16 protein-coding genes are annotated in these 16,325 nt (G+C 65.7%); 15 read left to right on the top strand and 1 reads right to left on the bottom strand.

The window, feature by feature from the left end:
- Positions 1 to 237: 237 nt before the first annotated feature.
- The 5 genes from ACFPIH_RS47550 to ACFPIH_RS47530 all read left to right on the top strand — a co-directional run bounded on the left by ACFPIH_RS47550 (position 238) and on the right by ACFPIH_RS47530 (position 5,520).
- A complete protein-coding gene (locus ACFPIH_RS47550) occupies positions 238 to 708 on the top strand; it encodes a hypothetical protein (RefSeq protein ID WP_381177410.1) in 471 nt (156 codons plus the stop codon).
- A gap of 720 nt (positions 709 to 1,428) precedes the next feature.
- Positions 1,429 to 2,403, top strand: a complete 975-nt coding sequence (locus ACFPIH_RS47545) for a D-alanine--D-alanine ligase family protein (RefSeq protein ID WP_381177407.1) — start codon at positions 1,429 to 1,431, stop codon at positions 2,401 to 2,403.
- Positions 2,404 to 2,462: 59 nt separating this feature from the next.
- Positions 2,463 to 3,431: a threonine ammonia-lyase gene (locus tag ACFPIH_RS47540; RefSeq protein WP_381177405.1), complete on the top strand. Its 969-nt coding sequence runs from the start codon at positions 2,463 to 2,465 to the stop codon at positions 3,429 to 3,431.
- Positions 3,394 to 4,107 carry a C39 family peptidase gene (locus ACFPIH_RS47535; RefSeq protein WP_381177402.1) on the top strand — a complete coding sequence of 238 codons (714 nt, stop codon included), beginning with the start codon at positions 3,394 to 3,396 and terminating at the stop codon, positions 4,105 to 4,107. Before ACFPIH_RS47540 ends, ACFPIH_RS47535 begins: the two co-directional genes overlap by 38 nt.
- Before the next feature lie 15 nt (positions 4,108 to 4,122).
- Complete coding sequence (locus ACFPIH_RS47530) at positions 4,123 to 5,520, top strand: UDP-N-acetylmuramoyl-tripeptide--D-alanyl-D-alanine ligase (protein WP_381177399.1); 1,398 nt, start codon at positions 4,123 to 4,125, stop codon at positions 5,518 to 5,520.
- On the opposite strand, the gene ACFPIH_RS47525 is transcribed toward ACFPIH_RS47530, so the two are convergent.
- The gene (locus ACFPIH_RS47525) at positions 5,517 to 6,971 is read right to left on the bottom strand and encodes a UDP-N-acetylmuramate--L-alanine ligase (protein WP_381177396.1); all 1,455 of its coding nucleotides are present in this window, start codon (positions 6,969 to 6,971) and stop codon (positions 5,517 to 5,519) included. The genes ACFPIH_RS47530 and ACFPIH_RS47525 overlap by 4 nt on opposite strands.
- A 685-nt stretch (positions 6,972 to 7,656) precedes the next feature.
- Between ACFPIH_RS47525 and ACFPIH_RS47520 the strand changes: the two genes are divergently transcribed.
- From ACFPIH_RS47520 to ACFPIH_RS47475, 10 genes are all read left to right on the top strand, one after another.
- A complete protein-coding gene (locus ACFPIH_RS47520) occupies positions 7,657 to 8,055 on the top strand; it encodes a hypothetical protein (RefSeq protein WP_381177393.1) in 399 nt (132 codons plus the stop codon).
- 173 nt (positions 8,056 to 8,228) lie between these two features.
- A complete protein-coding gene (locus ACFPIH_RS47515) occupies positions 8,229 to 9,953 on the top strand; it encodes a phage portal protein (RefSeq protein WP_381177390.1) in 1,725 nt (574 codons plus the stop codon).
- Positions 9,953 to 10,741 (top strand): hypothetical protein, encoded by a 789-nt coding sequence (locus ACFPIH_RS47510; protein WP_381177387.1) that lies wholly within the window; start codon positions 9,953 to 9,955, stop codon positions 10,739 to 10,741. Before ACFPIH_RS47515 ends, ACFPIH_RS47510 begins: the two co-directional genes overlap by 1 nt.
- 444 nt (positions 10,742 to 11,185) lie before the next feature.
- Positions 11,186 to 12,202 carry a N4-gp56 family major capsid protein gene (locus ACFPIH_RS47505; RefSeq protein WP_381177893.1) on the top strand — a complete coding sequence of 339 codons (1,017 nt, stop codon included), beginning with the start codon at positions 11,186 to 11,188 and terminating at the stop codon, positions 12,200 to 12,202.
- An 83-nt stretch (positions 12,203 to 12,285) separates the two neighbouring features.
- A complete protein-coding gene (locus tag ACFPIH_RS47500; RefSeq protein ID WP_381177384.1) occupies positions 12,286 to 13,092 on the top strand; it encodes a CHAP domain-containing protein in 807 nt (268 codons plus the stop codon).
- 162 nt (positions 13,093 to 13,254) lie between these two features.
- The gene (locus ACFPIH_RS56565; protein WP_465270394.1) at positions 13,255 to 13,782 is read left to right on the top strand and encodes an aggregation-promoting factor C-terminal-like domain-containing protein; all 528 of its coding nucleotides are present in this window, start codon (positions 13,255 to 13,257) and stop codon (positions 13,780 to 13,782) included.
- A 19-nt stretch (positions 13,783 to 13,801) separates the two neighbouring features.
- Complete coding sequence (locus ACFPIH_RS47490; protein ID WP_381177381.1) at positions 13,802 to 14,293, top strand: hypothetical protein; 492 nt, start codon at positions 13,802 to 13,804, stop codon at positions 14,291 to 14,293.
- 19 nt (positions 14,294 to 14,312) lie between these two features.
- Positions 14,313 to 14,690 (top strand): hypothetical protein, encoded by a 378-nt coding sequence (locus tag ACFPIH_RS47485; RefSeq protein WP_381177378.1) that lies wholly within the window; start codon positions 14,313 to 14,315, stop codon positions 14,688 to 14,690.
- A gap of 174 nt (positions 14,691 to 14,864) precedes the next feature.
- Positions 14,865 to 15,839 (top strand): hypothetical protein, encoded by a 975-nt coding sequence (locus ACFPIH_RS47480; RefSeq protein WP_381177375.1) that lies wholly within the window; start codon positions 14,865 to 14,867, stop codon positions 15,837 to 15,839.
- Positions 15,836 to 16,321 carry a hypothetical protein gene (locus tag ACFPIH_RS47475; RefSeq protein ID WP_381177372.1) on the top strand — a complete coding sequence of 162 codons (486 nt, stop codon included), beginning with the start codon at positions 15,836 to 15,838 and terminating at the stop codon, positions 16,319 to 16,321. Before ACFPIH_RS47480 ends, ACFPIH_RS47475 begins: the two co-directional genes overlap by 4 nt.
- Positions 16,322 to 16,325 lie beyond the last annotated feature (4 nt).

The following is a 16,325-nucleotide window of genomic DNA, read 5'->3' as shown; positions in this document are numbered from 1 at the left end:
AACGGCAGGGTGCTTGCAGAGAACTTCCGGCCCATACGGCATCCCGACCATGGCCGTCCGGCGGTTTTCTGGGTGTACGGAACACACCTTGTGAATCAGGGAGCCCTCCCAGTGAATCCGCCGCACCAACCCACGGTCCACACCGCAGTCGAAGCGGCAGCACCTCAACTATCCGCGCCCCCGCCGCGAGTAACCGTCGACGAGCGCGCTCAGGACAGACACCCGGTACTCGCCACGGTGACCCTCCTGCCCCTGGAACCCGAGCAGGAACCGCCGTTCACCTGGGACACCCGGTTGCAGGCGAACGAGGCAGCTGGCCCCAACGCCCGGTTGCGCACGCGGACACAGCTCACCATCGCGAACTGGCGCGGCAACGTCGACCAAGCCTCCCGGGTCGCCGACAAGCTGATGGACAACGCCGTCAAGCACGGAAAGTCCTTCGACGACGACAAGTTCCCGATCCGGCTGATCGTCCTCCCCGAAGAGGATGAACTCGCCATCGAGGTGGACGACGCCAACCCCGAATTCCCGGACTTCGACCAGGCCGTGAGCCGGGACCTTGCCGGCGGCCCTCCCCGCACCGGGCTGGAGTGGGCCCTCCACTACCGAGGACGCCTGTCCTGGGACGTCATCACGGACGACGCTGGTCAGGTCACCGGCAAGACCGTACAAGCCGTGCTCCCTGCCATCTGGGGAGGTGACGTGTGAGCCCGCCACCAATTCCTCGCCGCCCTCGCGTAGACCCGGACCGCGAGATTCCTCCGGCCGGGCCCCCCAGCTTCGCCGAGACCAACTACACCCCTCCGCTGGAGTCCGTCCAACCCGACATGGGTGACCTCACCAGCCGCATCAAGAACCTGATCGCACTCCAGCAGGGTCGTTCCGCTCAACTTCAGCTGGGCGGAGCCCTCTTCGACGTCGTCTTGACGGCGAGCAGCCGCGTCGCCCTCGACGTGGTGAGGCACATGGACGAGATCCAGCGTGAACGGGGAGGCCCAGTCGAGTCCTGCGGTCCGGTCATCGACGACCCCGATCACGGGTGCCTGATCTGGCTCGTTCCGCCGGGCACTAGCGCGAACTGGGAACCGCACCTGTACGGCGTGTGCCTTGGGAGCCCCCACACGCTCCCCGTGCCGGCCGTGGCACACACCGATCCTCCGGGGGCGTACTGGCTCCGGCCCCTCCGCGGAGACCGGCTCGTACCCCCGGGCCCCCTCCGGAAGCTGCTGGCTGAGCATCGCCCTGGCCCGGTGCCGGCCGAGGCACTTCCCGAAGTGGCGCTCAGCGCCGCCTTCTGACCCCGCGCGGCGGCGGCCCTGTTGCTCCGGTCCCGTCGCCGCGCGGTTTCCACTCCCTGCCGCCGAGCATTCCCCCGTCTCGGCGGCAGGGGCACGGCCATAAGGCCCACGTGACGAGACGGAGACGTTGATGATCATCACCCCCCTCGATCCCGCCGAACTCAGTTCACCTGTTGCGGTGATCACCGGCGGGTGGTCCCGCGAGCGGGATCGTGCCTTGTTGTCCGGCCGGACGGTGGCCGAGGCATTAGACGAGATGGGGGTCAAGACCCGCGTCATCGACCTTGCTGGACCTCGCGAGAGGATGCTCGACAGTTTGGCCGAGGAAGAGCTGGCGTTCCTCGCCATAGCGGGGCGGGGCGCGGAAGACGGTCGGCTCCAAGGGTTCCTGGAGACTCTGGGCGTCCCCTACACCGGGTCGGGGGTCCTGGCTTCGGCCATCGGCATGAACAAGATCCATGCCAAGGCTGTGGTGTCGGCCGCCGGCGTACGGGTTCCCGTCGGGACCCGCATCGAGCCGAGAGCTATCGCCGACGACGAGGCCGCGCGCATCTGCACGATGCTGGACCTGCCCGTGATCGTGAAACCGACCAACGAAGGAGGATCGATCGGGCTCCAGGTCACCACCTCGGTGGAGAGCCTCGCCTCCGCGCTCATGTACGTCGCCGAGGAAGAATTGATGGCCGAGGCGTTCCACCCCGGCCGGTCCGTGAGCGTCGGTGTCCTGGAGGACCAGGCCGGAGTCGTGCACGTCCTGCCTCCGCTGGAGGCCGTGACGCCGAACGGTATCTACTCCTTTGCCGCGAAGCGGGGCACCGCCGACTGCGACTACCACGTTCCGGCCCGGGTGAGCCCCGAGACGATGAATGCATTACAGGACCAGGCGGTGACCGCTCACCGTGCCCTGCACTGCCACTCGTACTCGCGGCACGACTTCGTCGTCGGCGACGACGGCCTGTCCTGGTGGCTGGAGGTCAACACCCTGCCGGGCCTGTCGAAGGGCGGGAACCTCGCCCGCATGGCGCAGGCCGACGGGATCTCCTACGAACTGCTCCTCACCCACATCCTGCGTGGCGCGGCCACTGACCGTCGCGCCCGGCCGTGAGGGGGGCGGTGATGATCTCGATCCACCACATCCTGAACGCCGCCGATACCCTTCGCAACGTGGCCTTACGCACGCCCATGTTGACGTCGGCCGCTCTCAATGAGCAGCTCGGCCGTCCCGTGTGGGTGAAGGCCGAGAACCAGCAACTGACGGGCAGTTTCAAGTTCCGAGGCGCGTACAACGCGCTGTCCACCCTTGGCCCGCAGGAACGCGGCCGGGGCGTCATCGGCGCCTCCTCCGGGAATCACGCCACTGCCCTCGCCCGAGCAGCGCAGCTGTTCCAGGTGTCGGCCCTGGTCGTCGTCCCGGAGGACATCCCCGAGGTGAAGCGACAGGCCATCACGAAGCTCGGCGCCCAGATCGTCTCGTACGACCGGCGCTCCGGACGGCGCGACGCCCTGGTCCACCAGCTCGCCCACGAGAACGGGTTGGCGATCGTGCCGTCGGCGAACCATGAGCAGGTCATCGCTGGAGCGGGAACCGTCGGCTGGGAGATGCTCGAAGAAGTCCCGACCCTGGCGACGCTCCTCGTACCAGTCGGGGGCGGCGGCCTCGCGGCCGGGACCGCGGTCGCAGCCACCGGGCACGACCCGAGCCTGAAGGTCTTCGGGGTCGAGCCGGCCGCCGCCGACGACACCTATCGCTCCCTGAACGTGGGTCGCGTCATATCCATCGCACCGCCGGTCACCATCGCCGACGGCTTGGGCCACTCCGAGCCGGCCCGCATTCCCTTCGAGATCAATCAGCGACTCCTCGCCGATGTCCTCACTGTCCCGGAAGAAGCGATAGCTGCGGCAATGGCGTACCTGTTCCGCCATTTCCGTCTCGTCGTCGAACCGTCCGGAGCCGTTGCCTTCGCCGGCCTGCTCCAGTCCCTCGACCATCTACCCCCGGGCCCCATCGGCGTCGTCGTCTCCGGCGGCAACGTCGACTGGAACACCTACAGAACCCAACTCGACCACGCGATGACCAGAATGGAGGCACCGGCCCATGCCGCCGCCGTGCTGCACCGAAACGTCCCCGCCTAGCTCCTTCCACGAGCCGGTCGGGATCGTCACCCAGTACGCCACCGCCGACCTGATCGGCGGTATCGCCTACGAGGGGCACGACCCGGGCGCCGATCCTGCCTGGAAAACCACCGGCGCACCGTCCCAACACATCTACGCCCGCTGGTGTCGGCACATGTGCGGGGTGGCCTGCCTGCGCATGGTCCTGCTGCACCACAAGGGCTACGCGCCCAACCTGTTCGCCCTCCTTCAGGGCGCGCGGCACCACGGCGCGTACGTCCGGACGGGTAATGACATCAAGGGCCTGATCTACGCGCCGTTCGTCGACTACGTGCAGCAGACGCACGACCTCGACGCGGCCGTTCAGGGCAACCTCGACATGGACGGCCTCCTCGCCCTCCTGGGCACCGGCCACATGGTGATGACGTCCGTGTCCAAGGAAATCCGCAAGCCCGAAGCGGACCCGGAGCGCAAGGGCGGACACCTCGTCCTCGCCATCGGATACCGAGATGGGCGGATCCACTTCCGCAACCCCAGCGGTCACACCCCCGAGTCCCGCGCAGCGGCGCTGCCCCCGGACCGCTTCGACGCCTTCTTCGGAGGCCGAGGCATCTCGCTCGACCCACGCCGCTCCGTACGACGCAGGCATGCCTTGGTCACCACGACCAGCCCGGTAGCGTCTCGACCCACCACCTGAGCAGGGAGAACCACGTTGTATGCCATGACCGTGTCCGCAATCGCCGAAGTGGTCGGCGGCCGTCTCGTCGATGCCCTCGACCCCGAGGCCCTGGTCACCCAGCCGGCTGTCTTCGACTCCCGCGAAGCTGTCGAGGGGTCGCTGTTCCTCGCGCTCAAGGGTGAGCACACCGACGGTCACGCCTTCGCCGAGGCGGCCGTCAACAAGGGCGCCACCGTGGCCCTGGTCACTCAGCCGGTTGGCGTCCCCGCAATCGTGGTCGACGACGTCCTCGCCGCATTCGGCCGGCTTGGCCGCGCCCTCATCAACGGCGTCTTCGGCCGCGCCCAGGTGGTGGCCATCACAGGCTCGGCCGGGAAGACCAGCACGAAGGACTTCATTGCCCAGGTGCTGCCCGGCAACGTCGTTGCCACCCCGCAGTCCTTCAATAACGAGATCGGCCTCCCGCTGACCATCACCATGGCCGACACGACCACCAACTTCATGGTGCTGGAGATGGGCGCCCGCCACATCGGAGACATTCGCGACCTCACCCGGATCGCCCAGCCGGACATCAGCGTCGTCACCAACGTCGGCACCGCGCACCTCGGCGAGTTCGGCAGCCGCGAGAACATCGCGCAGGCCAAGGGAGAGATCGTCGAAGCGGTCCCCCGGGGCGGTCTCGCCGTCCTCAACGCCGACGACGACCTCGTACGGGAGATGCAGAACCGCACCAAGGGCCGCGTCGCCACCTACGGCCTCAGCGAGCACGCGATGGTCCGCGCCGTCGACATCACCACCGACGACCAGGGCCGCGCCTCCTACATCCTGACCACCCCCGAAGGCAGCGCTCCCGTCCAACTTCAGCTCATCGGCGATGTGCAGGTTCCCAACAGCCTGGCCGCGGCAGTCGTCGGCCGGGAAGTCGGCCTCACGGTCGACGAGATCGCCGCCCGCCTGTCCGTTGCCCAACCACGCTCTAAGTGGCGGATGGAGACGCACATCCGGGCGGATGGCGTCACGATCGTCAACGACGCCTACAACGCCAACCCCACCGCGATGCGTCATTCCCTCGACGCCCTCGCCTCCATGACCAGGGGGCGCGACCAGCGCTCCGTCGCCGTTCTCGGCCATATGAACGAACTCGGTCCGGACACGCGCACCGCGCACGAGGAGATCGGTCGGTACGCCGCCGAACTGGGCCTGGAACAGATCATCCTGGTGGGAGGGGAAGAAGCCGGATGGATCGAGCAGGGCGTCCGTGCGGCCGGAGGAAAAGCTGTCCATCTGCCCGACCAGGAAACCGCCCTGGACCTGCTCCAGAACACCCTCCGGTCCGGCGACGTCGTTCTGGTCAAGGGAAGCCGAGGGGTCCAGTTGCAGGAACTCGCCGACCAGCTCCTGCAACCGAACCCCGGCCCCGCGGACGCTTAGGCGGCCGACGCGACCAGCTCGCCGAGCGCGGCCCGCAGCACCGGACCCGACTCAGCGATATCGCCGGTACCCATCAGCACCACCACGTCGCCCGGCCTCGCCAGCCCGGCCGCGCGAACCACGGCTTCGGCCCGGTCCGGCTCCACGGACCGGGCGTTGCCGCCGGCGCCGTCGATCCGGGCGGCCAGCCGTTCCAGGGCCGCCAGGTCCACACCGGCGGTGCTGTCCGTCAGCACCGCCTCGTCGCAGCCGACCAGGGCCTTCCCGAACGCGATGTCGAACGTGTCGAGCCGACGCTGATCGGACGGCTGGAACACGACGAGCACCCGGCCGTCCGATCCGACGAGGGAGCGCGCCGCCGCGAGGTCCGCGCTCACCTCGTCCGGGTGGTGGGCGTAGGAGTCGTAGACCCGTACCCCGGCCTTCTCGCCGGCCGGGGTCATGCGCCGTGCCACGCCGTCGAAGTACCACAGGTGCTGGACAGCCTGGTCGATGTCCTGACCCAGGACTTCCAGGGTCGCGATCCCGGCGGCGGCGTTCAGGAGCTGGTGCACACCCGGCAGCCTCAGCGTGAGTTCGACCTCACGCCCGCCCGGCCCGCGCAGCACCGCCGTGCTGCGCCCGCCCAGACTGGACGCATCGACCAGCTGCCAGTCCGCACCCGACGACATGCCGAAGGTGATCACGCGCGGGCCGTCGCCGGACATCGCGAGCCGGGAGGCGAGTTCGCGGCAGCCGGGCGAGTCTGCGTTGAGTACCAGCGTGCCGTCCGCGTGGATCCCGGTGCGGACACACTTCTCGTACGCGTCGACGTGGTCCAGTTCCTCGGCGTAGTTCTCCGGGTGGTCCTGCGCGACGTTCGTGATCACCGCGACCTTCATGCCCACGCCGATGTGCGATCGGTCCGACTCGTCGACCTCAGCCACGAAGAAGCCGTCCGCCCCGGACCGGCCGCCGGTTCCCGGCTCGTCGATGTCGGTGCCGACGACGTGCGACGGAGCCTGTCCCATACGTGTGAGCGCGAGCGCCACCATCGCCGCCGTGCTCGACTTGCCGTGGGTTCCCATGATTGCGACCGGCGTACGGGCGGTGCTCATCAGCATGCTCAGCGCGGCGGACCGGTGCACCACGGGGATGCCGCGCCGCCGCGCTTCCAGGATCTCCGGGTTGTCCGGTCCGATCGCGTGGGTGAACACGACCGCGGTCGCGTCCGCCGGCACCTGCTCGGCCGCATGCCCGGTGTACACGGACACACCGAGGCGATCCAGTTCCTTCAGCCCCTCCGACGTACGCTCGTCGCTGCCGGACACGCTGAACCCTCGCTCCGCGCACACGCGCGCGACCGGAAGCATCCCCATGCCGCCGACACCCACGAAGTGCGCACGACGCAGGTCGACTGGCCCTGCGGCCGACACATCCGGTTTGATCCTGGGGACTGCGGTTTCCGCCATGAAACAGCCTCCTCCGAGACGGCCCCAGCCGTCTCAACTGGCAGTGATCGCACCCTTGTTGGGCGCACTACAACCGTCCCGTGCAGCCCCTCATACCGTCTACGACCTGCGGTGTTGCGAAGGCATTCGCAACACGGATTACGATGAGGGCGCCGAACTACCCACTCGCGCTTGCCCTTGCCGAGGCCGGCTGGAACAACAGCGAGACTGCCCGGCGCATCAACACCCGAGCCCTGGAACGAGGGCACCGGGCTCTCGCTGTTGATCGTTCACGCGTCAGCCGGTGGATACGCCATGGTGAGAAACCCCGGTCCCCCGTTCCCGACCTTCTTGCCGAACTCCTCACAGAGCACCTTGGCAGGCACTACACGCCGCAACTCCTTGGTATTGGCCCTGCCCGCGGTGTACTCATTCTCTTGGACATGAACGAGCATCAGGTCCTCAAAGTGAAGGCCGCTGCCGCGAACATGCCGCTGGAGCGGTATGCGCACGCGTTAATTCGAGATGCTCTCTCGCGGAGGGAACCCTCGTAGAGATTCCCTGGTGTAGGCGCCGATAGGCGTAACAGCCTCTCGTTGATGTTTGAGGTAGGGATTCAGCATCCACTAGGCCACGTCTTGTTAACACTTTTCGAGGAAACCTCTCACCCTTGATTCCGAGACGTCTCGTACGGAATTGAGGAAGCATGGCAGGAAACCTCGCCCCGACTCCGGAGTTCCCGGAGAAGGGCCACTACGACTACGGTGTCAAGTCAGGTGTCAACACCACCCGCCGGGGCCGCCTCCGCTTCGAGGAGGGCGTCGCAACCGACACCGACATTCCGCAGGAATTTGGCAAGGGCGTCATGCAGGGTTACCGGACCGCCCCCGGTCGGAACAACCACAACCTGAACGTGTTCGAGAAGCCTGCGGCCGAGACCATGCGGGAGCGCGCTCACGTAGGCAGTGCAGCCTGGCCCGAGGCACCAGAATTCCTGGGCGGCTTCGCTCATGGTGCCGGCCACGGTGCGGAGCAGCGCTTCGAGATGGTTGTCCGTGACGGCGGGCACCAGGAACGGCCGAACTACGCCAAGACCTCCGACTGACCGCAGCAGCAGCGAAGCCCTCTGGGAAACCAGGGGGCTTCTGCATTTTAGCCTGCTAACACTCTGCACACGCTCCGTGTGAGCATGGAGCACAGCGCTATTCGGCACATTAATTCATAGCACCGCGCCTCCGTACAGGTGCACCACTCGGTGCTTAGCCCAGGATGTGTCGGTTGTCCTTCGCCTTCTTTCCGCCGAATCAGCGCGCGGCCGGCTCGGACCTCACCATCTCCGTCAGCCCGCTCGGCCTGGTGGAGCTGTCGGACGAGGACTTCGAAGTTCACGGACCGCGGCTGAACCGCTACGCCACCAACTTCGCGTTCTACCTCGGTCATCACTGGGCCTACCGTCGAGAAGCCGGCGAACCGCAGATCACGCTCAACTACGTGGCGACGTTCGCGCGCTACATCAACAACTTCTGCTTCTCCAAGGGCGTGAAGTTCGCGGTTTCTAAGCGATTCGAGCACATCGTGCCGGCACTGCTGAAGCGGGTCTGGGAGGTCGACAACGACAAGCAGTCCCTCCTGAACTCGGTCGGAGAACAAGGCGGCATCACCGGTGACTCCTTCGTGAAGGTCGCCTACGAGCCGCAATGGGTCGACTCGGCAGGCGGAATCCATTCGGGCCGCGTCCGCATCCTTCCCCTGAATTCGGCGCACTGTTTCCCGGAGTATCACCCGCACGACCGGGATCGTTTGGTCGGCTTCAAGCTGCGCTACAAGTTCTGGACGACCGGTGCAGACGGGGCTCGGATGGTAATGACCTACACCGAGGTCCTGACAGACACCCACATCCAAGAGTTCCTGAACGACGAGCTGATCGACTCCCGCCCCAACCCGCTGGGCGTCATTCCTGTGGCGCACATCCGGAACATATCCGTGTCCGGGTCGCCCTGGGGCCTCTCCGATATCGGCGACATCATCTCCATCAACCGTGAACTCAACGAAAAGATGACCGACGTCTCGGACATCATCAACTACCATGCATCCCCGACGACAATCGTGCAGGGGGCGAAAGCGAGCAATCTTGAGCGCGGTCCCCGGAAGATCTGGGGCGGCCTGCCGGAGAAGGCCAAGGTGTACAACCTTGAGAACGGCGTTGATTTGGCCGGACCCATGGGTTACATCCAGACGCTGAAGCTCGCCATGCACGAAATCACAGGAGTCCCCGAAAGCGCTCTGGGACAGATGCAGCCGATTTCCAATACGTCCGGCGTTGCCCTCTCGATCCAGTGGTACCCGCTGATCAACAAGAACTCCCTGAAGCAGCTCAACTACGGAATCGGCATCAAGCGGATAAACGAGCTGGTGCTGCGGACCCTCTTCTGCCACGAGCCTGAGACGCTGCTGTACGACCCGAAGACGGACGGTATCAAGACCGAGGAAGAGCAGCCCGACCTCCTCGACCCGAACGACCCCGACGTCTACAACGTCGACTGCGTCTGGCCTAGCCCACTCCCTGTCGACAAACTGGTAGCCCTCAACGAAATCCAGGCCAAGCTCGCCATCGGTCTAGAATCCAAACGCAACGCCCTCGTCGAACTCGGTGAAGAATTCCCGGACGAGCGCCTTGAAGAGATGTTCAGCGAGCAGCGCCGAGATGTCATAGAGCAGGGGGCGCTGGAGCTTATCAAAGCAACCATTTCCTCTGCTATCCTCCAGATGACTGGAATTGCCACCGAAGAGGGCGGCAAGCCCGTCGCGTCAAGCGAGGGAAGTCCGGCTCAGCCGGGAACTCCCGCTGGCAATGCTCAGACCGGAGTTCTTCCCGGAGCAACCGGGATCGACCTCGGTGTGGACACCAAATCGTTGCTCAACCAACTCGTGACCACGGCTTACGGCACCAAATTGCCACAGCGCCGGAATTCGGAGGACGCCAGTAACCAGGAGACGAGCTAATGACTGTTCCGACCACCGCCACCGCCCCTGCGCCCACCAACGGCCCCAACGACCAGGTCATCACCGTGCCGGTCGTCCCCGAGCCGCCCAAGGACCCGCAGGCTGACGGCCGCTTCACCTCCGAGGACCTGGAGAAGGTCCGGCGCGAGGAGCGCGAGAAGCTCTACGGCCGCCTGAGCCAGCAGGACGAGGTCCTGAAGGCCACCAAGGAAGAGCTGGAAGCCGTCCGTCGCGCCCGCGAGGAGCAGGAGGCCACCGATGCCGCCGCCCGCAAGCAGGCCGAGGACGAGGCCGAGGCGAAGAGGCAGGCGGAACTGTCTGCCAAGTCCCTGCTCAAGGAGCGCGAGCAGGAGTGGGAGAAGCGCTTCACGGAACTCCAGTCCAAGTACGAGCAGGACCGCGAGCTTTTCGCCCGCGAGCAGGAGTTCCAGCGCCTCCAGAACGTCCGCGGGGACCTGCTGTCCCAGGCCGCCGACGACATCGCGCCCGAGCTGGTCGACCTCGTCCAGGGCAACACCGAGGACGAACTCCGCGCCAGCGTCGAGCTGATGAAGCAGAAGTCCGCAGCGATCGTCGCCCAGATCCAGCAGACCCAGGTCGCTGCGAGGGCCTCGATGAGAGGCACCGCTCCCACCGGTTACGGCGTCGGTCCGGCCGACACGGACGCCGGCTACCGCCAGTACTCCGCTGGCGACATCAAGAACATGCCCATGTCCGAGTACTCGAAGCTCCGAGGACAGCTCCTGCCGGCCGCCGGCAACGCCGCGCGCCAGGGCATGTTCGGCTAACCCGCCGCACAAGTAAGGGATAACGCATGGCATCTGCCATCACCGGTACGCCGCGACTGTCGGCGTCTCCGACGAACTACAGCGGGTCGAACTCGCAGCTCTCTCCGGCGATCCAGGAATTGTGGTCGAAGGAGATCTTGTTCCAGAGTATGCCGATTCTCCGGTCTCGGGCCGCCTGACGCAGTGATGCGTCAGTGAGAACCACGCTGTATCGGTGAACCCCTCCTCCTCGTCGTACTCACTCGTAGCACGGGGAATACCGAGGGAACCCAACACCTGGGACTCCGTAGAGACTACACGCGAGGCACCTCCCACAGATTCAGCTCTTAGGTGAGAAGTGAGCTGAAGCTGGAGGTGAAGATATAGTCCGATCTTGCGGGATGGAAAACCGTAAGAGCCAGGCAGAAATGACCTGGCCCTGCATCCAGCGGGTAACAAGCGCGAATTGTCGAGCAGTTCGCAGTCAAGAAGACCGAACTCGGAGTTTCTCCGGGTCTCGTGATCCACTTCATGCGGTACGACAACCTCGGCGACGCCTCGCAGCTCGTCGAAGGTGTCCGCATGGAGACGCACGCCCTCACCGCGTCTCAGTTCAGCATCACCGTCAGCGAGCACGGATACGCCATCGCGGTCAGCGAGTTGCTCCTCAACTCGTCCTTCGACGACGTGCTCGCGTCCGGTTCCCGCCTCCTGGGCCGCAACATGGCGAAGTACTTGGACGAGCAGGCCCGCGACACCCTCCTCCAGGCGTCGTCCGTCCTGTACGGCTACGACAAGTTCGCCACCACGGGCAACGCGATCACCCGCATCTCCCCGTACGACAAGGGCGCCCCGTCCGCGAACCGCGCCGGCCTGACCGGCAACTACCGCTTCACCAGCGCCCTCGTCAAGGACATGGTCGAGACCCTCGCGACCCGAAACATCCCGAGGCTCGGGGACGTGTACGTCTCGTTCGTCCATCCGCATCAGAGCCGCTGGCTGCGTGAGGACCCGACGTGGATCGAGTCGTCGAAGTACGCGCAGCCGGGGGCGTTCTCCCTGGGCGAGATCGGCCGCATCGACGACGTGATTTTTATCGAGACCACACAGGTAAAGAAGGTCGCGAACGGTAACGCCACGACCCCGGCTGACGTCTTCCAGAGCATTTGCATTGGTGACAATGCTTTCGGTCACGCGATCTCCCTCCCGGTCGAGCTTCGCGATGGGGGTGTGCAGGACTTCGGCGCTCGGAGGCAAGGACCTCAAGCTCGGCGGAAAGGCGGTGATGTGATGGGCCTGCCCAGCCAGCGCAGCCTCAACGGCGACCTCGACTCCGGCCTCGACGACGGCCGCTCGCGTCAGCTCAACCCCAACTGGGGCGGCGACGCCACCGACGACCTCGACTCGCTGGACCACACATGGCACGCCCTTCACGGCCGCGACCCGGTCCAGGGCCGCCGAGGCTCGGTCCACGGCTACTGACCACACACCCATTCGCGTAGCACCACACAGACCTCCAACACGGCGACACCACTCGGAGCACTCACCCTCGGGAGAGCACTCCGATGGCAAGCACCGCTGCCGCCCTACTGACCGAAGCCAAGAAGTGGAAGGGCTACAAGGAAGGCGCCAGTAACCACACCAAGTTCGGCGAGTGGTACGCCACCCTCGTCAAGGACAAGTCCTTCGCCTACGCCGCCTGGTGCGACGAGTACGTCTCCTACTGCGCCTACGCCTCCGGGAACGCCGACGTCGTCGGCCAGTACGCGTACTGCCCCAGCCACGTGAACTTCTTCAAGAACCGCGGCCAGTGGCACAAGGCATCCGAGACCATCAAGCCGGGCGACATCATCTTCTTCGACTGGAACGACGACGGCGTCGCGGACCACGTCGAGATCGCCCGAGCCGCCTCCGCGCCCGGCGCGACCGTAGCCACCATCGGCGGCAACACCAGCTCCGGCACGGCCGGTTCACAGTCCAACGGGGACGGCGTCTACGAGCGCATCCGGTACCGATCCGACATCCTCGGCTTCGGCCGACCAGCGTACAAGGCCGCAGCGCCGTCCACCGGATCCTCGGGCTCGAACACGACGACCCCCAGCACGCCGACCCAGAAGTACACCCCGCCGGCGTTCCCCAAGGGACTCGCCCCCAACAAGGCCACCCCGTCGGCGAAGTCGCTCCAGAAGGCTCTGAAGGCCACCGACTGGCTCGGCAAGAGCGTCGAACTATCCGACAACTACGGTCCCCAGACCCAGAAGGCCGTCGCCGGCTTCAACGCCAAGCACGGCCTGAACAACGCCGGCGTCTCCTATGACGCAACAATCGGCCCCAAGGGGTGGGCACTTCTGTTCACCCTCGCCTACGGCTGACAGCGAACGCCCCGAGAAATCCCTTTTTTTTTTTCGGGCCTTCGTGTTAATGTGCTCGAAGCGTCTGAATGGCCTGCGAGGAACGTCGGACGGGAATGCCCCCAAGGTGAGGAATCCCGTGTGACTCGCAGGCCATTGTCGTGCATATCGACAGTGCTGGTCATGGCTCTCATACCTGTCGCTTCCAATTCGCGACGCGAGGTCGTTGAAGTAGTCGCACCGGCGCCCACGCCGACCGCCTCCACTTCGCCGTCCCGCAGCCCGTTGGCCAGCAAGACGCCGAAGCACAAGAAAACCGAGACGGGCAAGAACCCCAAGGCCAACACGTCACCGCGGCCCAAACACACCCGGAGCGCAGCCCCGCGGGCCTCCCGCTCCAAAAAAGCGGCCATGCGGCCGTCGTACGCCTCACCCAGGGCCTACGCGAAGTCCGTTCTCAGCCCAGCACAATACGCCTGCGCTGACGCTGTCTTCACCCACGAAAGCGCCTGGAATCCGTACGCCACGAACCCGAGTTCCGGAGCCTACGGAATCGCCCAGGCCCTCCCCGCGTCGAAGTACGCCTCCGCCGGATCCGACTGGCGAACCAACGGTGTCACCCAAGTCCGCTGGGGCCTCTCCTACATGGACCAGAGATACGGCAGCCCATGCGCCGCCTGGGCTTTCTGGCAATCCCATTACTGGTACTGAGCAAGGAACACCACTTCATATGGCCGAGTACATCCGCCTCCTGCTGTGCAAGGACTGCGGGTCCATGGAGGAGCTGCCCGACTACCAGGGTGATCCCCGTCAGGACTTCCTCCTCGACACCCTCGTCAAGCGGCACCGCAACCCCGACGGCAGCCCCCACATCGCGCACCCGCTGATGAAGGTCGAGAAGCGCCACTGGGACTCTCCATCCACGCGCGAGGAGATCATCAAGCGCATCCGGGAGAACACCGGCCACACCGGGTTCGACCCCGCGTTCTACGCCGCGAAGAACACCTTCCAGGAAGACGCGCTCCAGTGCTGGCAAGCGCACAACCGGTCCGTCACCTGCTCCGACTGGTGCACCGACAAGAAGCGGCTGACACCGGACACCGCCGCCGAACGCAAGGCGGCCGGCCTGCCCAAGTACCGCTCCAGCAAGGACATCTACCTCTGCCACTTCTGCCCCGTCGCCAACGCCGTCCGCCGGGCCGCGTACGACCGAGCCGCCTAACACAACCAGGAGCACCACAGTGACCCTTGACCTGTCCACCCTCGCCGACACGGCCGCCAACACCGTCGAGGAACTGACCGACGACCAGCGCGAGCAGCTCAAGAAGATGGGGGAGGAGGCAGGCGTCGCCCAGGAAACAGGCAGGCTCGCCGAGACCGCGTTCCTCGTCGTCATCACCCCCGACGGCCAGGTCGTCGCCGAGCCCAACCTGAACTCCAAGATCCGTACTCGCCGGCCAGCCACCCTCGACGACTTCCAGCGCGCCGGCCACGTCCTGGTCGACGACGCCATCGCGATCAAGACCGCCAGCATCACCGGCCAACAGATGATGCAGGTGACTGCGGCCATGGTCGACCAGCAGCGTACCCAGGCCCTCGTGAACAGCCTGAAGCTGTGATCTTGGTGTACGCTCATAAGTGAGTTGAGCCTTCTTCCTCGGAGGGAAGCTCTCTCCTCTCAAGGGAAGGCCCCCCGGAGACCACCAATCTCCACACAAAGGGGGGCCTTCGCCTTTTTCTGGGCCAGAATCCAGCCCCTTTGAATTCTCTGTATCGCCGGTAGAGTTCCGGATATGGAGACGAACTCTTTCTACCGTCGTCTCGGGAACAACGCTCAGCCCATCATGGAGGCCGCTGTCGGCGCCTCCGGCTATTTCTCCAGCCCGGCTGACCACCTTGACCCGAACCTTTTCAACGGCGACCACCTCATCCCCGACGTCCGCACCTGGCTCCTCGGCACCCTCTACAAGTTCTGGGACACCCGCTACAACGCCCCAGGTCAGTGGAGTGAAGTCTGGCTCGCCGGCTCAGGCGCCAGCTACCAGTGGGCCGCCGACCGCGGAAACGGCGATCTCGACGTACTCGTCGGCGTCGACTTCTCTTCCTTCGGCTGGTACAACCCTGACTACGCAGGAATGACCAGCCGGGAAATAGCCGACCTCTTCGACGAGGAACTCAAAGCGGAATTGTGGCCCGAAACCGCCACCACAAAAATCGGGGACCGAGCGTATGAGGTCACCTACTACGTCAACCCCGACAGCCGCGACATTCGCAACATCAACCCCTACGCGGCCTACTCCCTGACCAAGGACGAGTGGACTGTCCACCCACCAGATCTGCCGGCAAACCCCCGCGACGAATACCCGCAGGAATTCAAGGAAGCCGCCGCACGTGACACCGCCGAGGCTCACCGCCTCGTCACCTCCTACAACTCCCTCGCCAACGAGATGCACATCTCGCCGCAGGGAGGAGGGCACTGGATAACCCTCGGCTCCCAGCTCAAGACGATCGTCGCCCAGGCCGCCCAACTCTTCGACGACATCCACCTCGGCCGCCGCGCAGCCTTTGGCCCCGGTGGCAGCGGCTACGGGGACTTCGCCAACTACCGCTGGCAGTCCGCCAAGGAAACCGGGACCGTCGAGGGGCTCCGCTCCATCAAGGACATCCAGGTCGCCACCCACAATCAGGTCGAAAGCGACACCTGGGGCCAACCCATCAGCGACGCCCAGTTCGCCCTCCGCAACGCGGCCCTGTGGCGGTCCCGGTGAACGTCGTCATCAGTATCGAAGGCGTCCTCAAGCGACCCGAGAGTGACGCCGTCATCCCTGCCGGCCAACTCCTCTACCACGGCCTCGCCGAAACCCACGTCGTGCACCTGGTCGACGAGGACGAGACGTTCAACCGCTCCAAGCTGCTTGCCCAGAACTGGCTCAAGCGCAACGGGTTCACCAAGCACATCCGCCTGATCAAGCCGAATGTCAGCGAACGCTACGGCCTCCGCGGCGGAATCCAGTCTCTGCGCCCCGACCTTCACGTCGACATGGTCGTCGTCAGCGACCCCACCGTCGCCAGCGACCTCCTCGCGGCCGGCTACACCACCGTGCTGTTCACCCACCCCCGCTACACCCGCCCACAGTGGAAGCCCGACTACCGCGGCGAGCCCCGGGCATGGGACGACCTCGTCGCCGAGATCGAGACGCAGGACCAGCACTACGCCCAGGACGCCAGGCGCACTGCCGGACCCCTGTAGGAGA

The sequence above is a fragment of the Streptomyces vulcanius genome (genome assembly GCF_042653945.1).
GTDB lineage: Bacteria > Actinomycetota > Actinomycetes > Streptomycetales > Streptomycetaceae > Streptomyces > Streptomyces mangrovi.
The sequence above is the reverse complement of the archived record's forward strand: the minus strand, read 5'-3'. Positions and strand labels throughout refer to the sequence as shown.

Coding starts and splice junctions, on each gene's coding strand:
- ACFPIH_RS47545 (WP_381177407.1), top strand. CDS start 1,429: ATGATCATCACCCCCCTCGATCCCGCCGAACTCAGTTCACCTGTTGCG.
- ACFPIH_RS47535 (WP_381177402.1), top strand. CDS start 3,394: ATGCCGCCGCCGTGCTGCACCGAAACGTCCCCGCCTAGCTCCTTCCAC.
- ACFPIH_RS47525 (WP_381177396.1), bottom strand. CDS start 6,971: ATGGCGGAAACCGCAGTCCCCAGGATCAAACCGGATGTGTCGGCCGCA.
- ACFPIH_RS47520 (WP_381177393.1), top strand. CDS start 7,657: ATGGCAGGAAACCTCGCCCCGACTCCGGAGTTCCCGGAGAAGGGCCAC.
- ACFPIH_RS47510 (WP_381177387.1), top strand. CDS start 9,953: ATGACTGTTCCGACCACCGCCACCGCCCCTGCGCCCACCAACGGCCCC.
- ACFPIH_RS47500 (WP_381177384.1), top strand. CDS start 12,286: ATGGCAAGCACCGCTGCCGCCCTACTGACCGAAGCCAAGAAGTGGAAG.
- ACFPIH_RS56565 (WP_465270394.1), top strand. CDS start 13,255: ATGGCTCTCATACCTGTCGCTTCCAATTCGCGACGCGAGGTCGTTGAA.
- ACFPIH_RS47490 (WP_381177381.1), top strand. CDS start 13,802: ATGGCCGAGTACATCCGCCTCCTGCTGTGCAAGGACTGCGGGTCCATG.
- ACFPIH_RS47480 (WP_381177375.1), top strand. CDS start 14,865: ATGGAGACGAACTCTTTCTACCGTCGTCTCGGGAACAACGCTCAGCCC.